The organism is Thermogemmata fonticola, assembly GCF_013694095.1.
In the GTDB taxonomy this organism is placed as follows: domain Bacteria; phylum Planctomycetota; class Planctomycetia; order Gemmatales; family Gemmataceae; genus Thermogemmata; species Thermogemmata fonticola.
The window spans coordinates 359,678-382,570 of sequence record NZ_JACEFB010000002.1 but is presented as its reverse complement, the minus strand read 5'-3'; the positions used below and the strand labels follow the sequence as shown (position 1 = coordinate 382,570).

Here is a 22,893-nt window from a genome sequence, read left to right as displayed (position 1 = left end):
CGATCTCCTCGTGAGGAATCGAAGCCCAATCGCGTTTTACCGCTTTCTCGTCGAACATTTACTCCGCAGCGATGGCCCCGTCGATACGTCGATCCGCAACTGCTGTGCGGCGGCCCGTGGCTTGATCGACAAAGATGGAATGGGCATCTCCTTGACGGCCGCCAGACATAAGGCGGTGACCCCGGCGCTGCAACGTAGCGACTAATTCCTTCTGGTTCGGAGTCACTTCCAAACGGGCCACATCGGGGAACCATTGATGATGCAGGCGCGGTGCGGACACACATTGCTCCGGCGGCATACCGAATTCCAGGCGGTTGAGCAGCACGCATAAGACGGTATTGATGATCGTGCGCCCTCCCGGACTACCTGTTACCAGTACGACTCGGCCTTTGTGACACACAACCGTCGGCGTCATAGAGCTGAGCATCCGCTTGCCGGGCGCAATGCAGTTAGGAGGGGTGCCAATCCGGCCATCCGCCGTTGTCACTCCGGGACGAGGATTAAAGTCGGTCATTTCGTTATTGAGGAGGAAGCCGGCGCCGCGGACAGCTACCCGGCAGCCGTAACTGTTCTCCAAGGTATAGGTGGTGCTGACTGCCATGCCATGACGGTCGATGATGGAGAAGTGCGTCGTGGATTCTCCCTCCGGCAGCACGGGCAGGTCCGGCGCCACTTCTGCACTCGGAGTGGCTTTGTCCGGGCGAATGGTCGCTGCCAAGCGGCGCGCATACTCCCGGCTGGTGAGGTGGGCCGGAATCGGCGTAAAATCCGGGTCTCCCAGATAGCGAGCACGATCGGCATACGCCCGCCGCATCACCTCGATCAGTGTGTGGTAAGTATCAACGGACCAGCGCCCGTGCGACTTCAAATCCATTCCTTCGAGCATATGCAACATGAGAGCCAAGGTGATCCCTCCAGAACTGGGAGGGGGAGGCGCGTAAATGTCATACCCCCGAAACTGGATATGGATGGGGGTTCGTTCCTGAGCACGGTAGGCTTTCAGGTCCTCCGCGGTGATCAACCCTCCGCTGGCTTGCATCTCCCGCACAATCATTTCGGCAATTGGGCCGGTATAAAACGCTTCGGGACCTTGCTGGGCGATCAGCCGCAAAGTCCGTCCCAGGTCTTTTTGAATCAGGCGGTCTCCGGCTTGCCACCGGCGTCCATCGGGGGGCGAGAATAAGCGGCGGAATTCGGCATGCGTTGTCTTAGGGTCGCCCCACACACGCTGGAGCGAGCGAGCCAGTGCGGCGTTGACGGTGATCCCCTTCTCGGCCAGCTCGATCGCCGGCGCCACAAGCTCCTCCCAGGGAAGTTGGCCGAAGCGCTGATGAGCCAGGGCCAGGCCACGCACGGTTCCGGGCACCCCGGCGGCTTTGGCCTCCCAGGCGCTCACCTTCCCGTCGGCAAAAAGGTTTTCCGGGGCCGCGCGGGGAGACGTTTCGCGAAACTCGACACAAGTCACGGCGTGGCGGGGGGAAGCAATCATCATGAAGCCGCCGCCGCCGATGTTTCCGGCCTCCGGCCAACTCACAGCCAGGGCAAATGCGACTGCCACAGCAGCATCCACCGCATTCCCTCCACGACGCAGAATCGCAGCTCCCACCTCAGCCGCTATCGGAGAGACGCAGACCACGACCCCTTTTTCCCCCTCGCGGGAGGTCGCCAAGGATGGTTCCGCCTTTTGAGCCGGAACCGACAATGTCAACGCTACCCACACGACCCCAGCCGTTGCAAGAAGGCGCATGGCTACTCCTTCGGTATCGCATCAAGTGCTTTTGGTTCCCGTTTTCAACCGACTGTGCCCCGGTTTCCATCACCGGCTCTGCGCCTCACCGGTTCTGCCGTGAGAATCCTACCCTTTACTTCAGATCGCCTGGCGCAGGGCACGCGAGCTTTTTACCCCGAGGTTCCGATAGATCTGCACTGTGGCATCCGAGCGATTGAGCGTGTAGAAGTGGATGCCGCGGACCTGATTGTGCAACAAGTCGGCGCATTGTTCGGTGGCCCAACTGATACCGACCCGCGCAACATCCTCATCATCGCTGCATCGCCCTACTGCCCGGAGCAACTTGGCCGGAAAGCGAGCACCGGCTGCTAGCTCCGCCATGGTTTCCAGATTTTTACGGCTCGTGATCGGCATGATGCCAGCGATGATGGGAACGCGGATCCCAGCCAACTCACAGCGTTCCCGGAAGTCGTAAAAGTCCCGATTGTCGAAGAACAACTGGGTGCAAATGTAATCAGCTCCGGCATCCACTTTTCGCTTGAGGTAATCCATCTCCTTGAGGCGGTTGGGACACTCCGGATGCCCTTCCGGGAAACCGGCCACGCCGATCCCAAAACCACGGGGGTCCGGCGGCTCTGGAAACTCACGAATGAAGCGGACCAACTCCGCGGCGTAGCGGAACGCATCTTGGGACCGATCGTAGTGCGGCATGGAACGGGGAGGGTCGCCCCGAAGGGCCAAGATGTTCAGGACTCCGGCACGAGCGTATCGACCCAGGATCGCGGCGATTTCCTCGCGGCTATGACACACACAGGTCAAATGAGACACTGCGGTCAAACGGGTCTCCTTCTGGATGCGTACTACCAGATCATGAGTCCGGTCGCGGGTGGACCCCCCCGCTCCATAAGTCACGGAAACAAAGGACGGCTCCAACTCTTGAAGGGCAGCGATCGTACGAAACAATGCCTCGCTGCCCTCTTCCGTCTTCGGAGGGAAAAATTCGAAACTGAATGTCGGATGATGTTGGGCGAAAATATCCCGGATGTGCATAGCGCTCATGCCTGCTCCCGGCCTTAGCAAACAGGCGTCACCTTCTGCGAACCAAGCCGACACCCCGCCTGCCTAGCTATTGTTATACCGCTTGGACTGCGTGGCCCCACTCCCTACTCAACAACCTCAAGATAGCATTCCGATGAGGCGAACTCCAGCAGGAGAGCCGGCCTTGCAGCGGGCAGGATCGGCTTCTTCAGATCAGAAGGTCAGTCGATCCGATTCAGCAGACAGCTTCAAGGGTTGAGCACAGCGTACCACAACGGAGGAGGTACCGGCCAGACAGAACCTGCCAAAGTCGAAAGCCGCACGCCGCGGGCCGCTTCCGTACGTCCATCAGCCCGGATCAACCTCGGCGGCTGGTGTATGCCGTCGAACTGATAGCTAGCACTTCGTCCGCGATCCCATACCAACCGCATCGTCTCCTGACCAGCTCGCAAAGGCAACTCGAGAGTCAAGGTATCACCGGGGCGGTACTGAATCTTTTCCATCTTTTCCGCCTGGAAGATATACAGGCGGCCCGACCCCTCGCGGAGGGGTGTCCCCATTTGGGGGAACCGTAGAATCACCTCCTCCCTCATAGGGCCGGCCCACTTAAGCACTAGAGGCCCATCGGGACGGGGTGGCTCCAAAGCCAGGTCCGGCGGCAGCCACACATCTACGCCATGCAACTCCAGCGTGAAACTCTCATGGCTGAGAAACCCTGCCAGCTCTGCTAATGGCTCGGCCGCTTGGAGATCTCCTTGCCGAAGGACGACATGCAGAAGTTTTCCCCACGCAGCGACATCTCCACTGGGATGACGCAAGAGTTCGGCGACTTGCCGCCACCGGAGCGGCGTATCATCCAGCCCGTTCACCTGCCCCAGTTGCCGTTGCAATTCCTGCCGTAACTGGCGTCCAACCCCACGCAGAAAACGCGACCTGTGGTCCTGAAGCACAACGCGAATCCGTTCCGGAAACTGACTGGCTTCCCACAGGGCGGGCTGGGACAGATACAGGCCGTAATGCTGCTGCAATTGCTGCCACCGCTGGGCTGGTCCTTCGGCAGAGGTGGCTAAACCGCTCGCCGCCGGGACTCGGAGCGGAGTCGGAGGGTTTGACCCGTGTGTCAGGCCGCAGGCATCTGCCAGGTCACGCAGAGCTTCCAACCGCTGCTGCCACCGCCGCCACTCTTCACGCCACTGCACTACACCCTCGAAGTGGTAGGGAACGAACCAGATAACAGCCGTCCCCTGTCCCACGGGTAAGTCTGGCACAGAGATCGCACCCGGTAAAGGCTCCTCCAGGCGGTAGGGAGGCTCCTGAAGCTGAATCACTACGTTGGCCTCCTCCCGCCAGCTTCCCAAGAAATGATCGACATCCATCAGCCGTTGGACCAGGCGCACCCGATCCCGGTATAGCTCCTGGAGTTGTTGTTCCGCTCGCCGAATGACCGCGATGTCATGCAGCCATTTCTCCCGCCAGCGGCCCACCTCAGTCGCGCTCCAATCGTAGCCGTGGCCGGAAGGAATCGACAAAGCTCCATCGCGCAGGGCCTGCTCCAGTTGTTCCAGTTCCGCCAATGTCCGGCAGTTGGCAGGACCGGCTGAAGACACCAGGCGCCGGCGTAAAGCCCGATAATCCTCGATTTCCCGCAAGCGTTGGAGGACAAATCCTTGCAATTCCGGGGAAAGTTGCCAAAAGTCCGTATGATCCCGGAAACGCTCGAGGGTCTGGCGGTGCAGGGCTAAGCGGGTTGCTGCCAGGCGTTCCGCGGGGGGAGGTTCATGCTCGCGGTAGCCCGCCACCATCTCGGCCAAGGTGGGTTGCTCCACACGAGGAGGGTCCAGAAAGAGGACGACCAGGACCGTTAGAGCCGCCGTCAGGAATGCGCCCATGCTGCGGATCGTCCATTGCAAGCGGCGGTCCACCTGATGCTGCCGCCGCCGCTGGCCTGCTGCCGCCTGGAAAACATCGCGGAAAAGTTCGGCCACATGGTAAGGTGCTGCATCACCCTCCGCCACCGCCGAAAAGCCGGGACAGCGTGCTGCCACGGCATACACATGCAGGTCCAAATGGCCAAACGGCGTGAAGAGCAGGCGATGCGCTCCTTCCTCTGTCCATTCCTCCACGCCGCCCGACACCGCAACCTCGCCCGCCTCGGCGCGTTCCGCCAAGGTGGTTTGCCGGACGTCGGACGGCGGAAGCTCCGGCTCCGACTCCCGGCGCAAAAAGGCTTCAAAGGCAGCATAGGCGCGTTCGCTGCGAGCCTGCACACGGGACTCCCAAATCGGACGGGTATCACCAGGACAAGCCAAGCGATCGCACTGAGTCAGAACTAAAAAGACTGGGAAACCGCCCACCTTCCGTGCACTACACCGTGCCGCCTGCAAAGCCGAGAGAAAACGGCGAAACTCCGAAAAGGCTTCTGACAACTCCAGTTCTGAGGCCGTGGCCGCCACCAGCACCACCAGCGCATCCGCCTCCTGGAGCACCTGTTGCAATTCTCCTGGGTCACGTTTGGTGTGCCACTGCTCCCCGACAAGGGGAAAAGAGGATGGCCTACCGGAATCGGTTCTCCTCGCATGCTGGCTCGATGTTCGCCCATGCTCGGTCAAGCCAGCCGGCAATGAGGGTGGAAGCGGGGTGCTCCCCTCCGGCGGGAGCGACGACAAGTAGTGTTTCACCGCTTCCCCAGAACAATCATGGATGATAACACTCTGCCAATCGGCGGCGAGACTGACAGACTGTGAGGACACCTCATGCCGGTCGGGCAAGTGAGTGGGGATCGGTCCTATCTGAAGCGTGTAACTGACGACTTCCGCCTCGGTGGGAGGGAGTTCCGCGCCGCTGTAGAAAGCCTCTGCAAACTGAGTCAACCGGCCAGAGGTATCCATGATACGCCCGCCGATCACGTCCGGTTTTCTCTCTCCGGCTCGCATCAAGGACGCTAACAGAGTCGTCTTACCCGCACCCGAATGGCCGAACAGTAAAACTTGAGGCGCATCCGCTGCCGGGCGCTGATTTCTCGAAAACGTCCGCCTTTCATTTCCTGATGCAGGTAGATTCATGATTCCCGCGAACCGATAAAGTGCAGCCGTACACCTTCCGGACGATTCACCTGTCGGTTCTCCGCCGCCTCCAGGGTCCGTTGGGGTTTGATTCGGCTTTGTTCTGCCCTCTTCCCTTCACCTCTTTGCTTCATCGGGGACGCGTGGGTAACGTGACATCCAGTCCTGCTTCCTGTCGGACCCAATCTACCAAACGAGTGACTTTGGGGTCATTTAGCGGCGGCGCCCGCCTCGGATCCGCCAGAAAGAGAATCCACACCGTTAAGCGTTCGCTGGTTTTGGAGCAGCGTTGCAGGATGGCCTCGGTGATCTCGGCGAATGTCCGCGGGGTGGGATCATCTTCGAGCAAATAGAAGTGTCCCATTTTCTGCACCGCTTCACCGGCCAACACGGTGACGCGAATGACCCTGGAAACTTCCCGTTGATGCGGAGGCGAAGTCTGAGAAGGTGATGGCTTCTCCTCGTTGTCCCGCGGTGGAAGATTGCCATTCGAAGATCCTTCCTTCTGGGCGGGATTGGGATTTTCACCGTTTCCCTCTCCGCCGCCACCTCCTCCGAATAAACCATTTCCCCCCGAACCCATAACAAACAATGCAGCTAACAGTGCCAGCAATAGGCCGCAGAGCAGAGAGCACAACTGTTTTCCCACCTCCGGCATTTTTTTGCGAAACACCCAGCGGTTGAGGGCCACTGCCAGCAAGGTTCCCAAGAGCGAGCCAACTAAATAAGCCCCGGCGATGATTAGCAGTTTTATGACAAGCACGGTGGCCTGGCGGGCCAGGTTGTCCATCCAGTTCGCCCAAAGCGTTCGGGAACCAACCATCGGACGGATGGCGGCGAGCCCCAAAGACGGCGAGATGGGAATGGCTGAAGCAAACATGTTATTTCCCTCCCGCGTTGGCGTTTCCGCGGTCAAATCCCAAGGGCACATCGCGGAACCAATGCCGATATTGGGCTTCCTGGGCCTGAGTCGGAAAGGCGCTGGGTACGCGAGGCCAGAGGATCAGAAAGTAAAGGTCTTTCACCCCTTGGGCACTCGCCAAGGCTTTCTGCCGGGCAATCAAACGCAGGGCATCCGCTTCATTCCGAATATCTTGGCGTTCGGCATCATGATAATGCAAGGTGCCATCCTGCGGATCGATTTGCAAGACGCAGACCAGGAGTCCCTCGGTCAATCGTCGTTTGCGTTCCTCCTCCAGTCGAGCGACTCGACGCCGCTCTTCCCGCAAGAGTTTTTGCAATTCGCGAACATCCTCAGGCAAAGGCGATTCGGAGGCGGTAGCGTCCGACTTCGGTTTCGGTTCTGGCTCCTCTGGCACCGGATCACTGACATAGGGCATCAGCAGGAAGATGGCAAACAACAGAATGAGCACATCGATCAAGGGGATGAAAAAACGGGTCACCGACCGGCGCGGCATACGAATCACATTCGATCCTCCCGCCCTTCCTGTTCACCGCCATCACACGCTGTCATCCGTCACGGTTTTCACCCAACCTTTGGCGGGCCATCGCCACATCTGAGCGGCCTTTCGCGGATTGCACCCTCCGAATGCCTGACTACTTTGTCACTCCTCACTGCCATGCAAGCAACTTTTCCACCGCTGGCAAAGCTCTGACTGAGGGTAAAGCTCCGGAACATCACTCCGCATCCATCGCCTCCGGCAAGAGGGCCGGACCGCCGAAGGTACGAATCAAATCCCGGCCAACATTCGCAATCCAACTTGGTAGGATATTGATGAAGGCCATGTACAGTCCGCCCCCCGTCGCAGTGATCGCTGGCGCGTACTTGCGGATGATCTCCGCGGCATCCGGCCGAGCACCGGGAGTGATCGTACTGAAGGTCTGGAGGATGGCGATCACCGTACCCATCAACCCCAGCAAAGGAAACCACTCCGCGCCCTGAGCCAGATGACTCAGCCAGCGATCCGTACTAATGTCAAAGTCCCCCAACTGATCCTGCCAGATTAGCGCCCGTCGGCAGAGCCAGATTTGGGCTAAGAACAAGGCAAAACCTAATCCCAGGATGATCCAGTCGATCGGATGATTCCGGACGCGCTGGAGATATTCCTGGCGGACATCGGGAGGAATCGCGGCAAACACTAATGCAGCTAGGACCACGGGAACCGCGGCCAGCATCGTCGGCAATACATGATGAATCCAGAAGCGCCGCACGTCTGCACCCTACCTCGTTGCCCTATCGGACGTTCGCCACCCTACCTTCTGGGGAACCAACCTTAGGCCCGGTGTGGAATGATGCCCTCTGATTCAAAAGGGGAAGGGGATGGTTCATCCGGCCAATCCCCGTCTCAAATCATTCCCACCAGCAACGGCAGAGATACACGGCCATCCATCGGAACAGCCGTTTTCGTTATGGCTACTTCGCCTCCATTAGCCAACGGGGCATTGCTTGCAATCGGCCCTGTTTATCGACGCATGCCAAGGTGGTCATCCCCTCGCAGATCAGCACCCCTTCCCGGAACACTTCGTAGCGATGCTCGATGCGCACCGGCGTCGTCCGAACAACAGTTGTGCGGATGGTCAGCACATCGTCATAATAGGCGGGGCTTTTATACTTGATCTCCACCTTGGCGATCACCAGATAGTAGCCCTGATCTTCCAGGTCCTTGTAGCTGGCTCCGTATTGCCGAAGCAACTCCGTGCGGGCTTGCTCGAAATAGACCAGATAATTGGCATGATGCAACAGCCCCATCCGGTCTGTTTCTGCATAGCGCACACGGATTTGGATCTCACCGCTAAGCATAGGTTCTCTCGCATCCTGCCTGAGTCAAGTTCGTCTGCTCCCGCGTTCCCTGATTTGCCGTCCGCAATCACACTGCGCTAATCAGTCCGACCACAACAAGGTGATCAATCTGAAGCTGTCCCGTGCCCGGTTCACCCGACACATCAGGGCATCACCAATTAACACTCCAGAGTACACCGGAATGTCAGTGGCTTTTTCTGATCTAACCTCCGACATCTCCAGGCCACAGTTCACTTGATCAAGCCGATGCGCATTTCCGGGTATGCTGGCCAGAAAACAAAGACAGCCTTACCCAAGAGGAGGCGATCCGGCACCAGTCCCCACTTGCGGCTATCGGAACTCTGCGCGCTGTTATCGCCCAGGCAGAGATAGTGTCCCGGCTGGACGTAGTAGACATCCGGCTGACTGAAATCCGGGGGCAAACGAGCACTGGTGTAGTAGATGTCTCGGGAGAGCACCAGATGCCTCACCGTGGCCTTTCCTTTGACTCCGATGCTCGCTGGCCGCTCGACATCATTGGCGTAGACCCAACCCTCCGGATCAGCTTGGTCTTCAGGTCCCGGTTCCATCGGGAGATAATCTGCTTCGGGGCCAAAATCAACACGCCGGCCATCGATCCACACCCATAAGCGGGCATCGACATTGGCAAAGCGGAGGTGATGGCGTTGTCCAGCCTGAATGCGACAGGGGCGGCTTGGGGTGCCAAACTCTTCTGCACCTTTACCGATCCGCCGGAGGGTGACTCGTCCAGGAGTGAACTGAGCCTGAAAGCGATTGACGCCGCGCGATAGCTCGAAAACCACCTCGGTCTCGCTGCTGGCAAATTGTACCTCCGCTTCCAAGAACAGGTCTCCCACCCACAAGCGGTCTTGGGAGGTATCGCGCCAGGCTCGGATGTTGTCAGCATCGCGTCCCGCATTGTAACCGAGAAAGTTATCGATAGGCAGAGGTTTCTGTTGAGCCAACTGTGCGATGTCAGTCGGCGGTGTCGGATCGTGGGCATCAGGACCCCGCCGCTTCCACGGATGGGCCAAATGGCGATAGCGAATCCAGTGCTGCTCCGGATGATCATGGGTGAAAACGGTCGGACGGGCCGGATCATTGACGGTCCACGCCCCATCGGTATCGCGGTCGATGTACCAGCGGGTCCACCAAATCAACTCCTGTCCCTGAGCATCCCGTAGCCCCAAAGCCCGTGCTTGCCGGACCAATTCCTCTGGCTGATAGTCGTTGTGGAAGACAATGCGCCGATCGGCGAGCACCTGCGCTTCCTCTTTACGAATGATCGTGAATCCCCCGCTTCCCGGACGAAAATGGGCCTTCCGCGAAGCCTCGAAGAGGCTCAGCGCGCGGGGATTCGTGTCATAAACGTTAGAGTACATGTAACGGGGCTTCCACAAGTCCGTGGGATCGGCAGGACGTGGGTATATGGGCTGGCCGAACTCATCGCACTCCTCTTCGGGATAGTCCAGGGCCGTGGTCACGTATAAATCCCCGCGGAAGATCGCAATCGTTTCACCTCCGAAGCCAATCGCCCGTTTGATGTAATTCTGAGCAGTATAGTTGTCCTGGGGTTTTTCGGGAAAGCGGAACACTACCACTTCCCCTCGTCGCGGCGAACGGAAATGATAGAGAGGTTTGAGAACCAGCACCCGATCGCCGGAGTTGAGCGTGGGAGCGGGGCGGACTTCCTCGATGTGTCCTTGATACCGGCAATTGGGGCAGCAAAAACCCACCAGCGGGGAGGGGCGGCGCGTGATCGGATTCCCCTCGGCTTCATCATGGGCATTCACCGGGAAGTGATACCCGCACATCGGACAGGTGATGATCTTTTGGTATCCGTAGAGAGTTTCCGCCATCGAGCCGGTCGGGATCACGAAGGCCTCAGTCACAAACAGTTTCAACAGCAGCACCAGCACCACGACAAAGACCACCGTTTCCACACCTTCCCGAATATGGTCACGAGGGGGAGATTGGGGGGCTGGAGGAGCCGTCGTAGGGGAGACTGAGGACGAAGGGACAGAGGCCGGCGGTACTGGGACCGCGGAGGCAGAGGCTGGCGGCGCAGACTCCGGAGAAACAGAGGCCGAGGATGGCACCGCAGCAGGGAGCCTAGAAGAAGATGGAGGAACCGGCGCCGTCGGAGCTGTTTCCGCCGCTGTTGGAGGTCCAGGAAGGGGGGGAACTCCGGAAGAGACACTATCGGCCATGATTCCTCCCATGAGTCACTGCCTAACGACTCGACCCAACCAATCACAAGGAGAATTGTTCTATTATTCGTCCGGGAGGGCAACCTCTACACGGAAAAATAAAACCTGGCAAATTTTCCTCGTATGTCCGAATACGGCGGGAAAAGCCTCCTGGCCCTACCGAGGCTGGGTGAGACCGCCCTCTCTTGCAGCTTAGCGTAGCCACCGCAGGCGTGACCAGTCCAGCATTTGGGTCACACGGCTCGATCCCTTGGTCCAAGGGACGCTGACGGCCCGAAGCGGTTGATGAATCAGGAAAGGTCTGCCGACCATGGCGGAACGTGGGATTCCAGGGTACTTCCAGTGGCGGCTATCCGTCGAATTGGCACTGTTGTCGCCCAGGAGGAAGTATTCATCCGGTCCCAGATGAGCGGCCTGCTCCGAAGCATGGATGCCATCGTGGTAGTAGTAAACATCGGTGAAGAGGCGGAAATGCCGCAGGCGCAAGCAGGCCCCACGAACTCCCAACTGCAACGGACGGCTCACCGCACTGCGTCGCTGGACGGGGGGCAAATCCAGCCACAACAACACCTTGTTATCTACTACCAACACCGCCCGGCGGTCAATGCATGCAAAGGCCAGAGAGTGGCTGGTTCCTCCCTGCCAAGGCTGGGCACAGGTGGTGACATTCCTGTCCCTTCGAGCGGCCCACAGGTGGTAGCTGCGGCGCTGGTCCCCTCCTATCGGGATAATAGCTTCCGCGGGGTCCGCCCCGTCAAAGAGGCGGAGGGCTAATTCCCCAGTGGGATGACATGTCAGGACCTCGACGACACATTCCAGACCGAAGTCATGGATCGGCGGTAAAAAAGCCCGGCCTCGGACGGCGCCATTGTAAGTATTCTCGGCCCGTAGCGGTTCCTCCCGCTGCTGCTGATAATCCCAATGCCGGTAAGTCAGGCATTGCTGGCTCTGGGGAGTCTGGGCTGCATGGAATGTCAAAGTACCGCCTTGCAAGACCTCGGTACCTGCTCGTTGAACCTGGAAGCTGGCTTCTTGCCGGGGCAAGCGAGGGTCGCCTTCAGACGGCTCCACGAGCCACCGATAGGACCAGCCTTGCGGGCAAGGAGGATAATCCATGTCCATCACGATCTGGCGCATTTCTCGCATCTGGCGCCAACTTTTCCGGCACAACTGCCCGTTGGCATAAACATCCCCTTCCCAGAGGCGAATACTTTCCCCCGGCAGCCCCACAACCCGCTTGACGTAGAACAGAGGGTCCTCCACGGAAGCTTCCAGGGGAGAAAACACCACGACTTCCCAACGACGGGGATCACGCCAGTGAAAAACATTCTTGTCCACAAGAATCCGATCGCCCCCCACGATGGGTGCGTCTGTGACCGGAAACTCCTGACCGCAGTTCGGACACCGCGCCCGGTGAGCGATCTCTTCCCCTCCAGACCGTGGAACGTACCCCACCGCCACCTCATACCCGCAGCAGGGACAACTCTTGATCCGATGCCCCCCGCGCAGCACCGGCGCCATGCTCCCGCTGGGGATCACGAAGGCGGACACCAAGCACGCCCGCACAAGGAGCAGCAGGCAAAAGACGAGCACCCCTGTGTGAAAAAAACGCCGCCACTCCATACGCTGTTTGTTGTCAGAGAACTGTTGTTTTCCCCCAACGCGGCTCCGCGATTCCTCTCTCTGGGCGGAATTTGTCCGGCTCACTCCAGTTGCCCCCTTCACTTAGCGAGCCGCTCCCATTGCATATCCCTCGTCCGTGCCAGCATTGTGCCCGCATCTCTGCTGCACCTTGAGTTCCCCGTCACTATTCTTGCTCCAGAACAGCCAGGAATGCCTCTTGGGGCACTTCCACCTTGCCGATCTGTTTGAGGCGTTTTTTCCCTTCCGCCTGTTTAGCCCAGAGCTTGCGCTTGCGGGTGATGTCACCACCGTAACATTTCGCCGTCACATTCTTGCGTAAAGGAGCGATATTCTCGCGGGCCACAATGCGCGATCCAATCGCCGCCTGCAAGGCCACTTCAAAGAGATGGCGGTCGATCTGGTCCCGGAGTTTCTTCAGGATCGCACGCCCGCGCCGTTCCGCCTGGGAACGGTGGACGATGACCGAAAGGGCATCCACCCGGTTCCCGTGCACCAAAATGTCCAGTTTCACCAAGTCCGCCGCTCGGAAGCCGATGAACTCGTAATCCATCGTTCCATAACCGTGGGTGATTGACTTGAGCTTGTCGTAAAGATCGTAGATCACCTCGGCTAATGGCATCTCGTAAACCAGCATAACCCGCTTGGGACTGAGGTACTCCGTCCGCACAAAGGTTCCCCGGCGATCAGTGCAAAGCTGCATGATCGCCCCGATGTTCTCGGCAGGGAGGAGGAAGCTGACCCGGACGATCGGTTCACGGAATTCTTGAATCTGGCCTGCATCGGGAACATCTTGGGGGCCGTGGACTGTGACCACAGTACCATCGCGCTTGAGAATCTCGTAAGTCACATTCGGCGCTGTCTGAACCAGCTCGATGTCGCATTCCCGTTCCAAACGTTGCTGGATGATCTCGCGGTGCAACATCCCCAGAAAGCCACAACGGAAACCGAACCCTAAACCATCGGACACTTCTGGTTGATAGGTGAAACTGCTGTCATTGAGTTTCAGGCGGGCCAAGGCTTCGCGCAGGTCTTCGAAATCGTCGTTGTTGACCGGATACAGTCCCGAAAAGACCATCGGTTTCGGCTCTTTGTACCCTGGGAGCGGTTCCGCAGCCGGACACAAGGCGTCCGTCACTGTGTCGCCGATGTTGACGTATTCCAGGGTTTTGATGTTCGCGGTAAAGTAACCAACCTCCCCCGCGCTGAGTTCCTCGCAGCGAGTCATTCCTGGCCGAAAACGCCCCACTTCCGTGACCACAAATTCCCGACCGGTCCGCATGAAGCGCACTTTCTGTCCCACACGCAACTGCCCATCCATGATCCGCACATACACCACAACTCCCTTGTAGGTATCAAAATGCGAATTATACACCAACGCTCGCAGGGGCTGCTCCACACTTCCTTGGGGAGGAGGAATCCGTTCGATGACAGCGGCCATCAGCTCGTCCATCCCCAAGCCGGTCTTGGCGCTAACGCGTAACACCTCGGCCGGATCAATCAGCAACGCCTGCTCCATTTCTGCGATGACATGTTCGGGCCGGGCCTGGGGAAGATCGATCTTGTTGAGCACCGGAATAATTTTGAGATTGGCTTCCATTGCCAGAAAGGCGTTGGCTACCGTTTGGGCTTGAACCCCCTGAAAGGCATCCACGAGCAGGATAGCCCCTTCGCAAGCTGCCAGACTGCGGGATACCTCGTAGTGGAAATCCACATGTCCCGGCGTATCGATCAGATTCAGTTCGTACTCCCGCCCCCCATACGTGTAGTAGAGGGTAACCGGATGCATGCGGATGGTAATGCCCCGCTCGCGCTCCAGATCCATGCTATCCAGGGCCTGTTCCCGCATCTCACGTTCCTGAAGCGTCCCCGTTTTCAGAAGAAACTGGTCCGCCAACGTTGATTTCCCATGATCGATATGGGCAATGATGCAAAAGTTGCGAATCTGAAAGGTCGGTGTCGGCATATTCACTCAAACATCTAGACGATCTTCATGGCTTTTCCGTGTCGGCCCCTAAGTTCGCCCCGCTGGCGGATTCCTGGACTCCTGCCCTTCCCCGTCTAGGCTTCGAGTTTGAGTCTTAGTCGGCAGGCAGTCTGATACCGCCCTAGGTACTACCGCAGGGCAGACCCTGGTACCAACACAACTCGCGTATCCCATCTTATCGCCGTCATCCCTGGCTGAATAGGTGGACTGACCGGCAGACACCCTAAAGTATCCGAAAGGAACTCTGCCAACAGGCCAATGCCTCACATCCCACCACTCTCGATCACCCTGGGGGTCCGCTCCCGCCCTATCCTCAGCATCTCCAAGCTGCTGACAATCCCGACAACTCTGTTCCCTCCTTCCTGTCCTCTGTATCTTCACCTACACGTTACTACCCACGCTGAATGGCCAGAAGAAGCTATGAATATCTCGGAGGTGTTCTCCGTCTATCCAAGGGCGTGGAAAGTCCACCATACAGGTTATGCATGGGAATTGAGTAAGGGAAAAAAGCGGCTAACTGAGTCAACCCGTGCAAAACAAACGATGCCAAAGGGTAAAGACAGTAGAGCGACGGACCCAGGGGGTTTCTGCGATACACACTGGGAGGAGCAACAGAAGTAAGGGAGAAATCCCACGCTAAATTACGTACGGCGGGACAATGCGCTCTGTCTTCTAAAAAAAGGAGAGGTTCGACCATGCACACGATGATGACATCGATGCTAGGGATCGGAATCATTGGACTGGCAGCTTGGCTCGGTTGCAGCCGGAGCTTATCTCCCGAAGAGGCGGGTAAAGTCCAAGTGGACGAAGTCCGAGTGGCTCAACTGGAGAAAGCCATCAAGGACAATAAGGGGAAGGTCATTCTCATCGATTGCTGGGCGACTTGGTGTGTGCCGTGCGTCAAGAAGTTCCCCAAGCTCGTGGAACGGCACCAGAAATACGCCGCCCAAGGCCTGGTCTGCATGAGCGTCAGCATGGACAAATTGGGAGCTGCGGAGCAGTACAGCAAGGAAAAGGTCCTCAAGTTCCTTCAGGAGAAGCGAGCCACCTTCCCCAACTTCATCCTGATCCAGCCGGACAAAGAAGAAGAGGCGTTGGTCAAGCTGATTGGCGATTGCTTCCTGATTCCGCATTTGGCGCTGTTCGATCGCCAAGGGCGCCGTATTTGGACCAGTGCTGACGGCCCGGAACTCACCGACGAGCAACTCGACAAGAAAATCGAGCAACTCCTGGCTGAGAAACCGTGATCCTAGTTATGCTCTTCTGAATGATTGTCAGCAAACGCTCAGATAGCTGGCACCCACCACGTTGACCTCAGACCATTGTCCAACATGGCGCATCCCCAACTCGAGGGTTGAACACGCTGGTGCTTCCCCAATATCCACGTCGCCAATATCCACGTCGCCCACAACGAGCAACTCCACTCCTCTCGGCAAGGTTGCCTGAAGGAGTGGAGTTTTTGCCGGAATGATTCCGGTGAAGCTCAGCGGCATCCGTCCTACGAATGGACTCGTTTTTAGCCCACTCCTGTCCCCATCGCTCAGGAATGAGCCGCCCTCTGTCAGTTCGTCTTGGGTGCGATGTTGGAACCGACGAAGCTGAAGGTGTCGTTGGCGTTCTGGCCGAGAGTGGTAATGGCCGCAATGCAGACGACGATAATCAGGGCCAGCATCACGGCATACTCGACGGCGGTGGGGCCATCTTCCTTCTTGAGGAACGACACGACGCTCTTGACGAGACTACGCATGGTGGTTCTCCTGGCGTGCACTGGAATCGATTGCCTGGACGAGTTGTGCTGGACTCGCCGTGTGCTCCGAATGCTCCCGATCGATTCGGAGCTGTTACCTAGTTCCTAATTCATGTTCGCAGCTAGTCAAATCAGCGCAGTTCCGATTTCGCCGAGAGTGGCAGAAACATTGGACTTCTTTATTGCCATGGCGAAGTTTCCCGCTGACATCATGACCGGAGTGAGGATGCTAGAAGAAAATATGCAACATTTCCATGATTATCCAATTCCTCATGATCTCCTCTCGGCACCAATTCGCTCCCGGTCCCGGTGCATCAACTTAAGGTTCCATATTCCCTCCATTACGGTCGTCATTGACAGATTCCGTCAGAGATGCCACGGTTTGTCTTACCAGCAGTGTTCAGCAACCACGGTTGCGAACACACAAAACTGCTAGCGAACCGGCGTTTTCAGGTCCGTCCGCAGCAGCAAACGGCTGGACAGGCCGTGCAAGGATTCCGACAACGACCCACAGCCCCGCCGCTCGTTTGTTCCCCCAGGCAAGTTGGCTAACGACATGACGGCGGGAGCCACCCGGCTTTTTCTCAGGGGAGGAATCGGTCACATGCCAGAGATGTCCGTACGTCGCAGTTTGACGACCACGCAGGGTGATGGGCGAGCGCCCAACCGGGCCATGCTGCGGGCGGTAGGATTTGTAGATGAGGATTTCCACAAGCCCATCATCGGTGTCGCTTCGTTGTTTTCCGACATTACCCCGTGCAATGCTCATTTGGACCGGCTCGCTCTGAAAGGGCGGGAAGGCATCCGTGCTGCCGGCGGAGTTCCGCAAACGTTCGGCGCGCCAACGGTTTCGGACGGCATCAGTATGGGCCATCTTGGCATGCGCTATTCCTTAGTGTCCCGCGAAGTGATTGCGGATAGTCTGGAGACGGTCTGCGGGGCGATGAACCACGACGGGTTACTTGCCTTCGGAGGTTGTGATAAGAATATGCCCGGCTGCATCATGGCCATGGCCCGGCTGAATATTCCCAGTGTCTTCGTTTACGGCGGGAGCATACTGCCGGGTACCGGTCCGGGGGGTCGTGATGTCGATATTGTCTCGATCTTTGAAGCTGTCGGACAATATCAGGCTCAACGCATCGATGCGGAGACTTTCCATCAGATCGAGTGTGCCGCCTGTCCCGGCCATGGTTCCTGTGGCGGCATGTATACGGCCAATACGATGGCGAGTGCCATTGAGGCGATGGGCTTGTCCCTTCCCTACGGAGCATCCAATCCTGCCGTGAGTGCGGCTAAGGAACGGGAAGCTTACTTGGCGGGTCAAGCGGTGGTGCGTTGCATTGAACGGAACATCCGCCCCCGCGATCTGATCACCCGCAAGAGCCTGGAGAATGCCTACACCTTAGTCTTGGCACTCGGCGGCAGCACCAATGCCATTCTGCATCTTTTGGCCATCGCGCGCGAAGCTCAAGTCGAATGGACCCTAGAGGATTTCGATCGCTTGGCAGACCGGGTACCGCACCTGGCCGACCTCAAACCCGGCGGCCGATTCGTCATGTATGATTTGCATCGCGTTGGAGGAACTCCCGCTGTCCTACGAGCGCTGTTAGACCGCGGCTTGATCCACGGCGACTGCCTGACCGTAACTGGCAAGACCCTGGCCGAAAACCTCGCCGACATTCCCAGCGTCTACGCTCAGTCCCAGGAAGTCGTCCGCCCCTTTGAGGCTCCGCTCTTTTCCCATGGCATCCACGTGATTTTGCGCGGCAATTTAGCACCGGAGGGTGCCGTGGCGAAGGTGGCCGGTCTCAAACAACGTGCCATTACGGGACCGGCACGTGTCTTCGACGGCGAAGAGGCTTGCTTTGCAGCTATTGAAAGCCGGCGGATCGTGCCAGGCGACATCGTCGTCATTCGGGGAGAAGGACCTGTGGGGGGGCCTGGCATGCGGGAGATGCTCTCCATCACGGGCGCCCTAATGGGCCAAGGGTTGGGCGACTGCGTCGGATTGATTACCGATGGACGCTTCAGCGGTGGAACTCATGGACTGGTGGTGGGGCACGTCGCCCCGGAAGCCTGGGTGGGTGGGCCGATTGCTCTGATCCGCGACGGCGACACCATCACCATCGATGCGGACCGCAAGTTGCTCCAGGTTCATTTGAGCGAGGCAGAGCTGGCCCAACGGCGCACGCAATGGCAGCGTCCACCGCTGCGGGTGGAACGGGGTGTGTTGGCCAAATATGCCCGGCTCGCCACCAGCGCGTCCCAAGGCGCTACGACCGGCTAAGAGGCCGCCTCCCCTTCGGATGGCGGCTTCGCCGAGGGCTTATCCGCCTCCAGCTAACAGCAGCAACTCACTTGCCACCCCAGGGAGTGACCACAAGCGAGCCATTGTCATGCCCCGTAACCACGGCTTTGCCATTGGGTAAAAACACAATGCAGTATGCGGGATTAAGGATGCGTTTACCGAACTTGGGCTGCGCCTCGCTGAGAGTCCAAATGGTAATTTGACCCGAATAACCGCAGACTGCAAAGACCTTAGCCCCGTTGTGCCAAGTCAAGGTGTAGGGGTCATCGGCTGTTGGCCCCCACCGCTTCATCTCACCTAAGAGTTTGGGATCAATCTTGATCTCCATCGGCGTATCTTTCTTGGCCTTGTCATCTTTCTTCGCATCCTTGGGCGGCTCCTTTTTCTCCTTGGGTTGCTCCTTGATCTCCTGAACGGCCTTGACACTCCAAAGGCGCAGGGTGCGATCGAGGGCGGCTGTCAAGACAGCATCAGGATCATCGGTGAACGTGAGGGAGGTAACGGCATCCTCATGGCCTTTGAGGACCTTGTATTCTTTCTGCCCAGTGACATCCCAGATTTTGACGGTTTTGTCCGCCGAAGCCGAGGCCAGCCATTTACTATCGGGAGAAAAAGCCACAGCATAAACCGTGCCAGCGTGGGCACCCAGGTTCTTAACCTCCTTGCCATCGGTGGCTTTCCATAGGCGAACGCCCTTATCGGCCGACCCTGTAGCAATCCATTGTCCATCTGGCGAGATCGCCACGGTATCGACGATGTCCGCATGCCCTTTCAATTCGGCCACCGTCTTGCCGTCGGCCAAATTCCAGATGCGGCCGGTTTTGTCCTGACTGGCCGAGATCAATAGCGGAGCCTTGGGATGAAATGCCAAGGCATAAACTGGACCGGTGTGGCCGGAGAAAGTCTTCACTTCCTTGAGGGTCCCATCCGGGAGGATTTCCCAGAGTTTGATCAAGTTGTCGAATCCGCCGCTGGCCAAGTATTTTCCATCCGGAGACACTGCCAGAGCATGGACCAAGGCGGCATGGGCCTTGTGGGTTTGTTCCGGTTGGGCCACGGCGACTTGAAGCAATGTCATCACCGTCAGCAAATACAACCAGGTTTGCAAACTGCGCATAGCGCGGACTCCTTCAAGTGAGATCGGTGGTTGAAGGAACACCTTGCGTTGCCGGAGGAACACCTCTGTGAGCAAGGAGGGAAGGCGGGTCAGTTCTGTTTGGGATATGTATCTGACAGCGCCTCGGTGTCGTCCAGATGAAAACAGATGCCGTCGAGATGAAAAAGAGCGGGGATGCTCGCTTGCGGATAGGCGTGGCCTCAGATTATTCCCGGATGTGACCCTCTCCAGTCACGAGATACTTGTAGGTAGTCAATTCTCGCAGGCCGCACGGACCACGAGCATGGAAGCGATCCGTACTGATGCCGATCTCCGCTCCCAAACCCATTTCAAAACCATCGTGGAAGCGCGTGCTGGCGTTGATCATGACGGCCGCAGAATCCACCCGTTGGGCAAACAGCCGGGCGGCCTGGAGGTCGCGCGTCACAATGGCATCCGTGTGATGGGAGCCATAGGTGTTGATATGCTCGATGGCTTCCTCCAGCGAATGGACGACTTTGATCGAGAGAATCAGGTCCAGATACTCTTGGGCGTAATCTTCCTCGGTAGCGGGGGTGATGCCAGGCAAACGGCGGCAAGTTTCCGGACAGCCGCGCAGCTCCACCCCGTGTTGTTGCAAGGCCGCGGCGATCCGAGGTAGGAAAATGTCGGCAATGTTCGCATGGACGAGTAAACTCTCCGCCGCATTGCACACGCCGGGCCGCTGGCATTTGGCATTGACGATGATCCGTTCTGCCATGTCTAAGTCCGCTGCCGCATCGACATAAACGTGGCAGTTGCCATCGTAATGCTTCAGAACGGGCATGCGAGCTTCCGCCACGACTCGCTCAATGAGCGATTTGCCCCCTCGCGGAATGACCAAGTCGATACAGTCCGGCCAGCGCAGGAAGTAGCCGACTGCTGCCCGGTCGGACGTGGGAACGCTCTGAATGGCATCCTCCGGAAGCCCACAGCGGGCTAGCAAAGTGCGGAGCAACTGGGTGAGAGCAAGATTGGTCTGTAGCGCCTCAGAACCGCCGCGCAAGATGACGGCATTCCCGCTTTTGACGCATAGGGCGGCGGCATCCACGGTGACATTTGGGCGGGATTCGTAGATGAAAAAGATCACGCCGAGGGGCACCCCGATTTTGCACACTTCCAGTCCGTTGGGACGGCGCTCGCCCCCCCGGATTTCCCCCACCGGGTCCGGCAGGAGAGCCACCTGCCGAACGCCCTGCGCCACCGCTTGCAATCGGGCCGGCGTCAGCTTCAAGCGATCCAGAGCCGCCGCATTCAGTCCGCGTTGCGGAGCGGCTGCCATATCCTCAGCATTGGCGCGCAGGAGGCTGTCTTGTTCCCGTTCCAAGGCTTCGGCGACCGCCAGAAGCCAGCGGTTCTTGCGTTCGGAGGGAACCCACGCCAACTCGCGTGCCGCCTGACGGGCACGTTCCGCTAAAGCACGGCAGGAAGCCTGCAACGCATCCGCTCCGCTCTCCGCAGGCAAGGTCGTCGCCTTCATCGGTCTTTCTCCATCACTCCGCCATTGTGTTCTACCATTTTCCCTAGCCGTATCGCTCCGTGTCTTCAATCCTCCAGCGGTCGGTCTCTACCCGTTGCTCTCCTGCGTCGGATCAAGGATCGAGCCTTTGCAATCCCTTCTCTTTAGGCTCCCCTTCTGCCGAAGGATACGCAGGCTCGCGGTGCCTTTTGTTCGGCTCCTGATGCTATAACGGTGATGATCGTTGGCCATGTGGAGAGTGAGGTGGCAGGGATCAGGAAAGCGATCGGTAGCGGTCGATGGCTTCAAGCATGAGCATGGCGTCGCGGGTGGCGGCCACGTCATGGACGCGGAGGATGTGAGCTTGGCCTCGTGCTGCGGCAATGCATCCCACGGCTAAGGAGGCTGCTAAGCGTTCGCTCCGGCCGCGCCCGGTGACTTGGCCCAAGAAACCCTTGCGGGACACCCCCAAGACCACGGGCCGCCCAGGGGGCATCACTTGATCCAGGTGTGCCAGCAGTTGCAGGTTGTGCTCCAGGTTTTTGCCAAAGCCGATCCCAGGATCAAACGCCAGGGCTTCCGGAGCTATGCCCAGTGCGGTCAACGTGTGGAACCGTTCCTGAAAATAATCTCGTAGCTCGGAGACCACGTTGTCGTAGTGCGGGTTCAGGTGCATGGTTTGCGGCGTGCCTTGCATATGCATAACAACAACGCCAGGTTGATAATCCACAGCCACCGCTACCATTGCGGCATCCCGCAGGCCAGACACATCATTGAGAATGGATACCCCCGCCTCCAAGCAATGCCGAGCCACCGACGCTTTCATAGTGTCGACAGATAACGGCACAGATACCTGGCGAGCCAAGGCTGTGACCACCGGCAGAACGCGGCGGAGTTCCTCGTCTTCCGGCACAGGCTCGGCACCGGGACGGGTCGATTCTCCGCCAATGTCCAGAATGTCCGCTCCTTCGGCGGCCAACCGCAAGCCGTGCTCAATGGCTGCAGCAGGTTCTACATATAAACCGCCGTCGGAAAAGCTATCGGGCGTGACGTTGATAATGCCCATGACGAGCGGCCGCCGGCCGATTTGCAGGGTTCGATCCCGCAACCGCCAACTCAGACAACGCTCCATCGGGGTCCCGTCTCTTACTTAGGGCTTCAATTCTTGGGAACAGGTTTGTCCAACTCCCGGCGGATCGCTTTAAGCAATTCTTCCGATTCCGGATCCACCGCGGACTTGAAACGTCCAGCGACCCGGCCATCCCGCCCGATCAGGAACTTCTCAAAGTTCCAGGCAACCTGTTGCACCTGCCCCTTCTCATTCGGAGTGGCCTCGATGAGCACTTTGTAGAGGGGCAATTGGCCTTCCCCCCGTACGACAGCCTTCGCCATCATCGGGAACGTCACCTTGTATCGCGTGGTGCAGAATTTCTTGATCTCTTCATTACTTCCCGGCTCTTGCCGCCCAAAGTCGTTCGAGGGAATGCCGATAACCACGAGTCCGGCCTTCTCGTACTTCTTGTACAACTCCTGCAAACCTTCGTATTGCGGCGTGTAGCCGCACTCGCTGGCCACATTCACGATCAACACCACCTTACCCTTCAATTGTGACAGGTCAAACTCTTTGCCATCGATATCGGTGAGCTTAAAGTCCAGCGGTCCAGGCATCGATTTGTCCTCCGCCCAAGAAAACGAAACCGCACTCCCCCATCCCAAAACCAATGTTAGGCCCAGAAAGATACCTCGGCACATCGCCCGTCCTCCCCGATTGGTGTTGGCCGTTCCAGAGACTGCTTCCCACGTGCAGTCCTTTCCA

17 protein-coding genes are annotated in these 22,893 nt (G+C 58.3%); 2 read left to right on the top strand and 15 right to left on the bottom strand.

Going from position 1 to position 22,893, the window contains the following annotated elements:
- Window positions 1–58: 58 nt before the first annotated feature.
- The 10 genes from ggt to lepA all read right to left on the bottom strand — a co-directional run bounded on the left by ggt (window position 59) and on the right by lepA (window position 14,407).
- Window positions 59–1,747 (bottom strand): gamma-glutamyltransferase, encoded by a 1,689-nt coding sequence (gene ggt / locus H0921_RS04990; RefSeq protein ID WP_194536935.1) that lies wholly within the window; start codon window positions 1,745–1,747, stop codon window positions 59–61.
- Window positions 1,748–1,867: 120 nt separating this feature from the next.
- Window positions 1,868–2,779 carry a methylenetetrahydrofolate reductase [NAD(P)H] gene (gene metF, locus H0921_RS04985; RefSeq protein ID WP_194537152.1) on the bottom strand — a complete coding sequence of 304 codons (912 nt, stop codon included), beginning with the start codon at window positions 2,777–2,779 and terminating at the stop codon, window positions 1,868–1,870.
- A 236-nt stretch (window positions 2,780–3,015) separates the two neighbouring features.
- Window positions 3,016–5,655: a hypothetical protein gene (locus H0921_RS04980; protein WP_194536934.1), complete on the bottom strand. Its 2,640-nt coding sequence runs from the start codon at window positions 5,653–5,655 to the stop codon at window positions 3,016–3,018.
- A gap of 304 nt (window positions 5,656–5,959) precedes the next feature.
- Window positions 5,960–6,709: a hypothetical protein gene (locus H0921_RS04975; RefSeq protein WP_194536933.1), complete on the bottom strand. Its 750-nt coding sequence runs from the start codon at window positions 6,707–6,709 to the stop codon at window positions 5,960–5,962.
- Window position 6,710: 1 nt separating this feature from the next.
- The gene (locus H0921_RS04970) at window positions 6,711–7,256 is read right to left on the bottom strand and encodes a hypothetical protein (RefSeq protein WP_194536932.1); all 546 of its coding nucleotides are present in this window, start codon (window positions 7,254–7,256) and stop codon (window positions 6,711–6,713) included.
- 211 nt (window positions 7,257–7,467) lie between these two features.
- Complete coding sequence (locus H0921_RS04965; RefSeq protein WP_194536931.1) at window positions 7,468–8,001, bottom strand: MotA/TolQ/ExbB proton channel family protein; 534 nt, start codon at window positions 7,999–8,001, stop codon at window positions 7,468–7,470.
- A 202-nt stretch (window positions 8,002–8,203) separates the two neighbouring features.
- Window positions 8,204–8,590, bottom strand: coding sequence for an acyl-CoA thioesterase (locus tag H0921_RS04960; protein WP_194536930.1), 387 nt, complete (start codon window positions 8,588–8,590; stop codon window positions 8,204–8,206).
- 230 nt (window positions 8,591–8,820) lie between these two features.
- The gene (locus H0921_RS04955; RefSeq protein WP_194536929.1) at window positions 8,821–10,524 is read right to left on the bottom strand and encodes a S26 family signal peptidase; all 1,704 of its coding nucleotides are present in this window, start codon (window positions 10,522–10,524) and stop codon (window positions 8,821–8,823) included.
- Window positions 10,525–10,992: 468 nt separating this feature from the next.
- A complete protein-coding gene (locus H0921_RS04950; RefSeq protein WP_194536928.1) occupies window positions 10,993–12,507 on the bottom strand; it encodes a S26 family signal peptidase in 1,515 nt (504 codons plus the stop codon).
- A 100-nt stretch (window positions 12,508–12,607) separates the two neighbouring features.
- A complete protein-coding gene (gene lepA, locus H0921_RS04945) occupies window positions 12,608–14,407 on the bottom strand; it encodes a translation elongation factor 4 (RefSeq protein WP_194536927.1) in 1,800 nt (599 codons plus the stop codon).
- A 716-nt stretch (window positions 14,408–15,123) separates the two neighbouring features.
- Between lepA and H0921_RS04940 the strand changes: the two genes are divergently transcribed.
- Window positions 15,124–15,675 (top strand): TlpA family protein disulfide reductase, encoded by a 552-nt coding sequence (locus tag H0921_RS04940; RefSeq protein WP_194536926.1) that lies wholly within the window; start codon window positions 15,124–15,126, stop codon window positions 15,673–15,675.
- 314 nt (window positions 15,676–15,989) lie between these two features.
- Here the strand turns inward: H0921_RS04940 and H0921_RS04935 are convergent, their stop codons facing one another.
- The gene (locus tag H0921_RS04935; protein WP_194536925.1) at window positions 15,990–16,175 is read right to left on the bottom strand and encodes a Flp family type IVb pilin; all 186 of its coding nucleotides are present in this window, start codon (window positions 16,173–16,175) and stop codon (window positions 15,990–15,992) included.
- 604 nt (window positions 16,176–16,779) lie between these two features.
- On the opposite strand from H0921_RS04935, the gene ilvD reads away from it, so the two are divergent.
- Window positions 16,780–18,462 (top strand): dihydroxy-acid dehydratase, encoded by a 1,683-nt coding sequence (gene ilvD / locus H0921_RS04930; protein WP_194536924.1) that lies wholly within the window; start codon window positions 16,780–16,782, stop codon window positions 18,460–18,462.
- A gap of 67 nt (window positions 18,463–18,529) precedes the next feature.
- On the opposite strand, the gene H0921_RS04925 is transcribed toward ilvD, so the two are convergent.
- The 4 genes from H0921_RS04925 to H0921_RS04910 form a co-directional block, all read right to left on the bottom strand.
- Window positions 18,530–19,600, bottom strand: coding sequence for a WD40 repeat domain-containing protein (locus H0921_RS04925; protein ID WP_194536923.1), 1,071 nt, complete (start codon window positions 19,598–19,600; stop codon window positions 18,530–18,532).
- 205 nt (window positions 19,601–19,805) lie between these two features.
- Window positions 19,806–21,098 (bottom strand): glutamate-5-semialdehyde dehydrogenase, encoded by a 1,293-nt coding sequence (locus tag H0921_RS04920; protein ID WP_194536922.1) that lies wholly within the window; start codon window positions 21,096–21,098, stop codon window positions 19,806–19,808.
- 253 nt (window positions 21,099–21,351) lie between these two features.
- Entirely contained in the window at window positions 21,352–22,209 is an 858-nt protein-coding gene (gene folP / locus H0921_RS04915) for a dihydropteroate synthase (RefSeq protein WP_228499010.1), read from the bottom strand.
- A gap of 26 nt (window positions 22,210–22,235) precedes the next feature.
- Window positions 22,236–22,745, bottom strand: coding sequence for a glutathione peroxidase (locus H0921_RS04910; RefSeq protein WP_228499008.1), 510 nt, complete (start codon window positions 22,743–22,745; stop codon window positions 22,236–22,238).
- Between the last annotated feature and the right edge of the window lie 148 nt (window positions 22,746–22,893).

Excerpts from the sequence above, each read along its gene's own strand:
- folP (WP_228499010.1), bottom strand. The coding sequence starts at position 22,209 with ATGGAGCGTTGTCTGAGTTGGCGGTTGCGGGATCGAACCCTGCAAATC.
- H0921_RS04980 (WP_194536934.1), bottom strand. The coding sequence starts at position 5,655 with ATGGATACCTCTGGCCGGTTGACTCAGTTTGCAGAGGCTTTCTACAGC.
- ilvD (WP_194536924.1), top strand. The coding sequence starts at position 16,780 with ATGCCAGAGATGTCCGTACGTCGCAGTTTGACGACCACGCAGGGTGAT.
- ggt (WP_194536935.1), bottom strand. The coding sequence starts at position 1,747 with ATGCGCCTTCTTGCAACGGCTGGGGTCGTGTGGGTAGCGTTGACATTG.
- lepA (WP_194536927.1), bottom strand. The coding sequence starts at position 14,407 with ATGCCGACACCGACCTTTCAGATTCGCAACTTTTGCATCATTGCCCAT.
- metF (WP_194537152.1), bottom strand. The coding sequence starts at position 2,779 with ATGCACATCCGGGATATTTTCGCCCAACATCATCCGACATTCAGTTTC.
- H0921_RS04960 (WP_194536930.1), bottom strand. The coding sequence starts at position 8,590 with ATGCTTAGCGGTGAGATCCAAATCCGTGTGCGCTATGCAGAAACAGAC.
- H0921_RS04925 (WP_194536923.1), bottom strand. The coding sequence starts at position 19,600 with ATGCGCAGTTTGCAAACCTGGTTGTATTTGCTGACGGTGATGACATTG.
- H0921_RS04975 (WP_194536933.1), bottom strand. The coding sequence starts at position 6,709 with ATGTTTGCTTCAGCCATTCCCATCTCGCCGTCTTTGGGGCTCGCCGCC.
- H0921_RS04920 (WP_194536922.1), bottom strand. The coding sequence starts at position 21,098 with ATGAAGGCGACGACCTTGCCTGCGGAGAGCGGAGCGGATGCGTTGCAG.
- H0921_RS04935 (WP_194536925.1), bottom strand. The coding sequence starts at position 16,175 with ATGCGTAGTCTCGTCAAGAGCGTCGTGTCGTTCCTCAAGAAGGAAGAT.
- H0921_RS04940 (WP_194536926.1), top strand. The coding sequence starts at position 15,124 with ATGCACACGATGATGACATCGATGCTAGGGATCGGAATCATTGGACTG.
- H0921_RS04910 (WP_228499008.1), bottom strand. The coding sequence starts at position 22,745 with ATGCCTGGACCGCTGGACTTTAAGCTCACCGATATCGATGGCAAAGAG.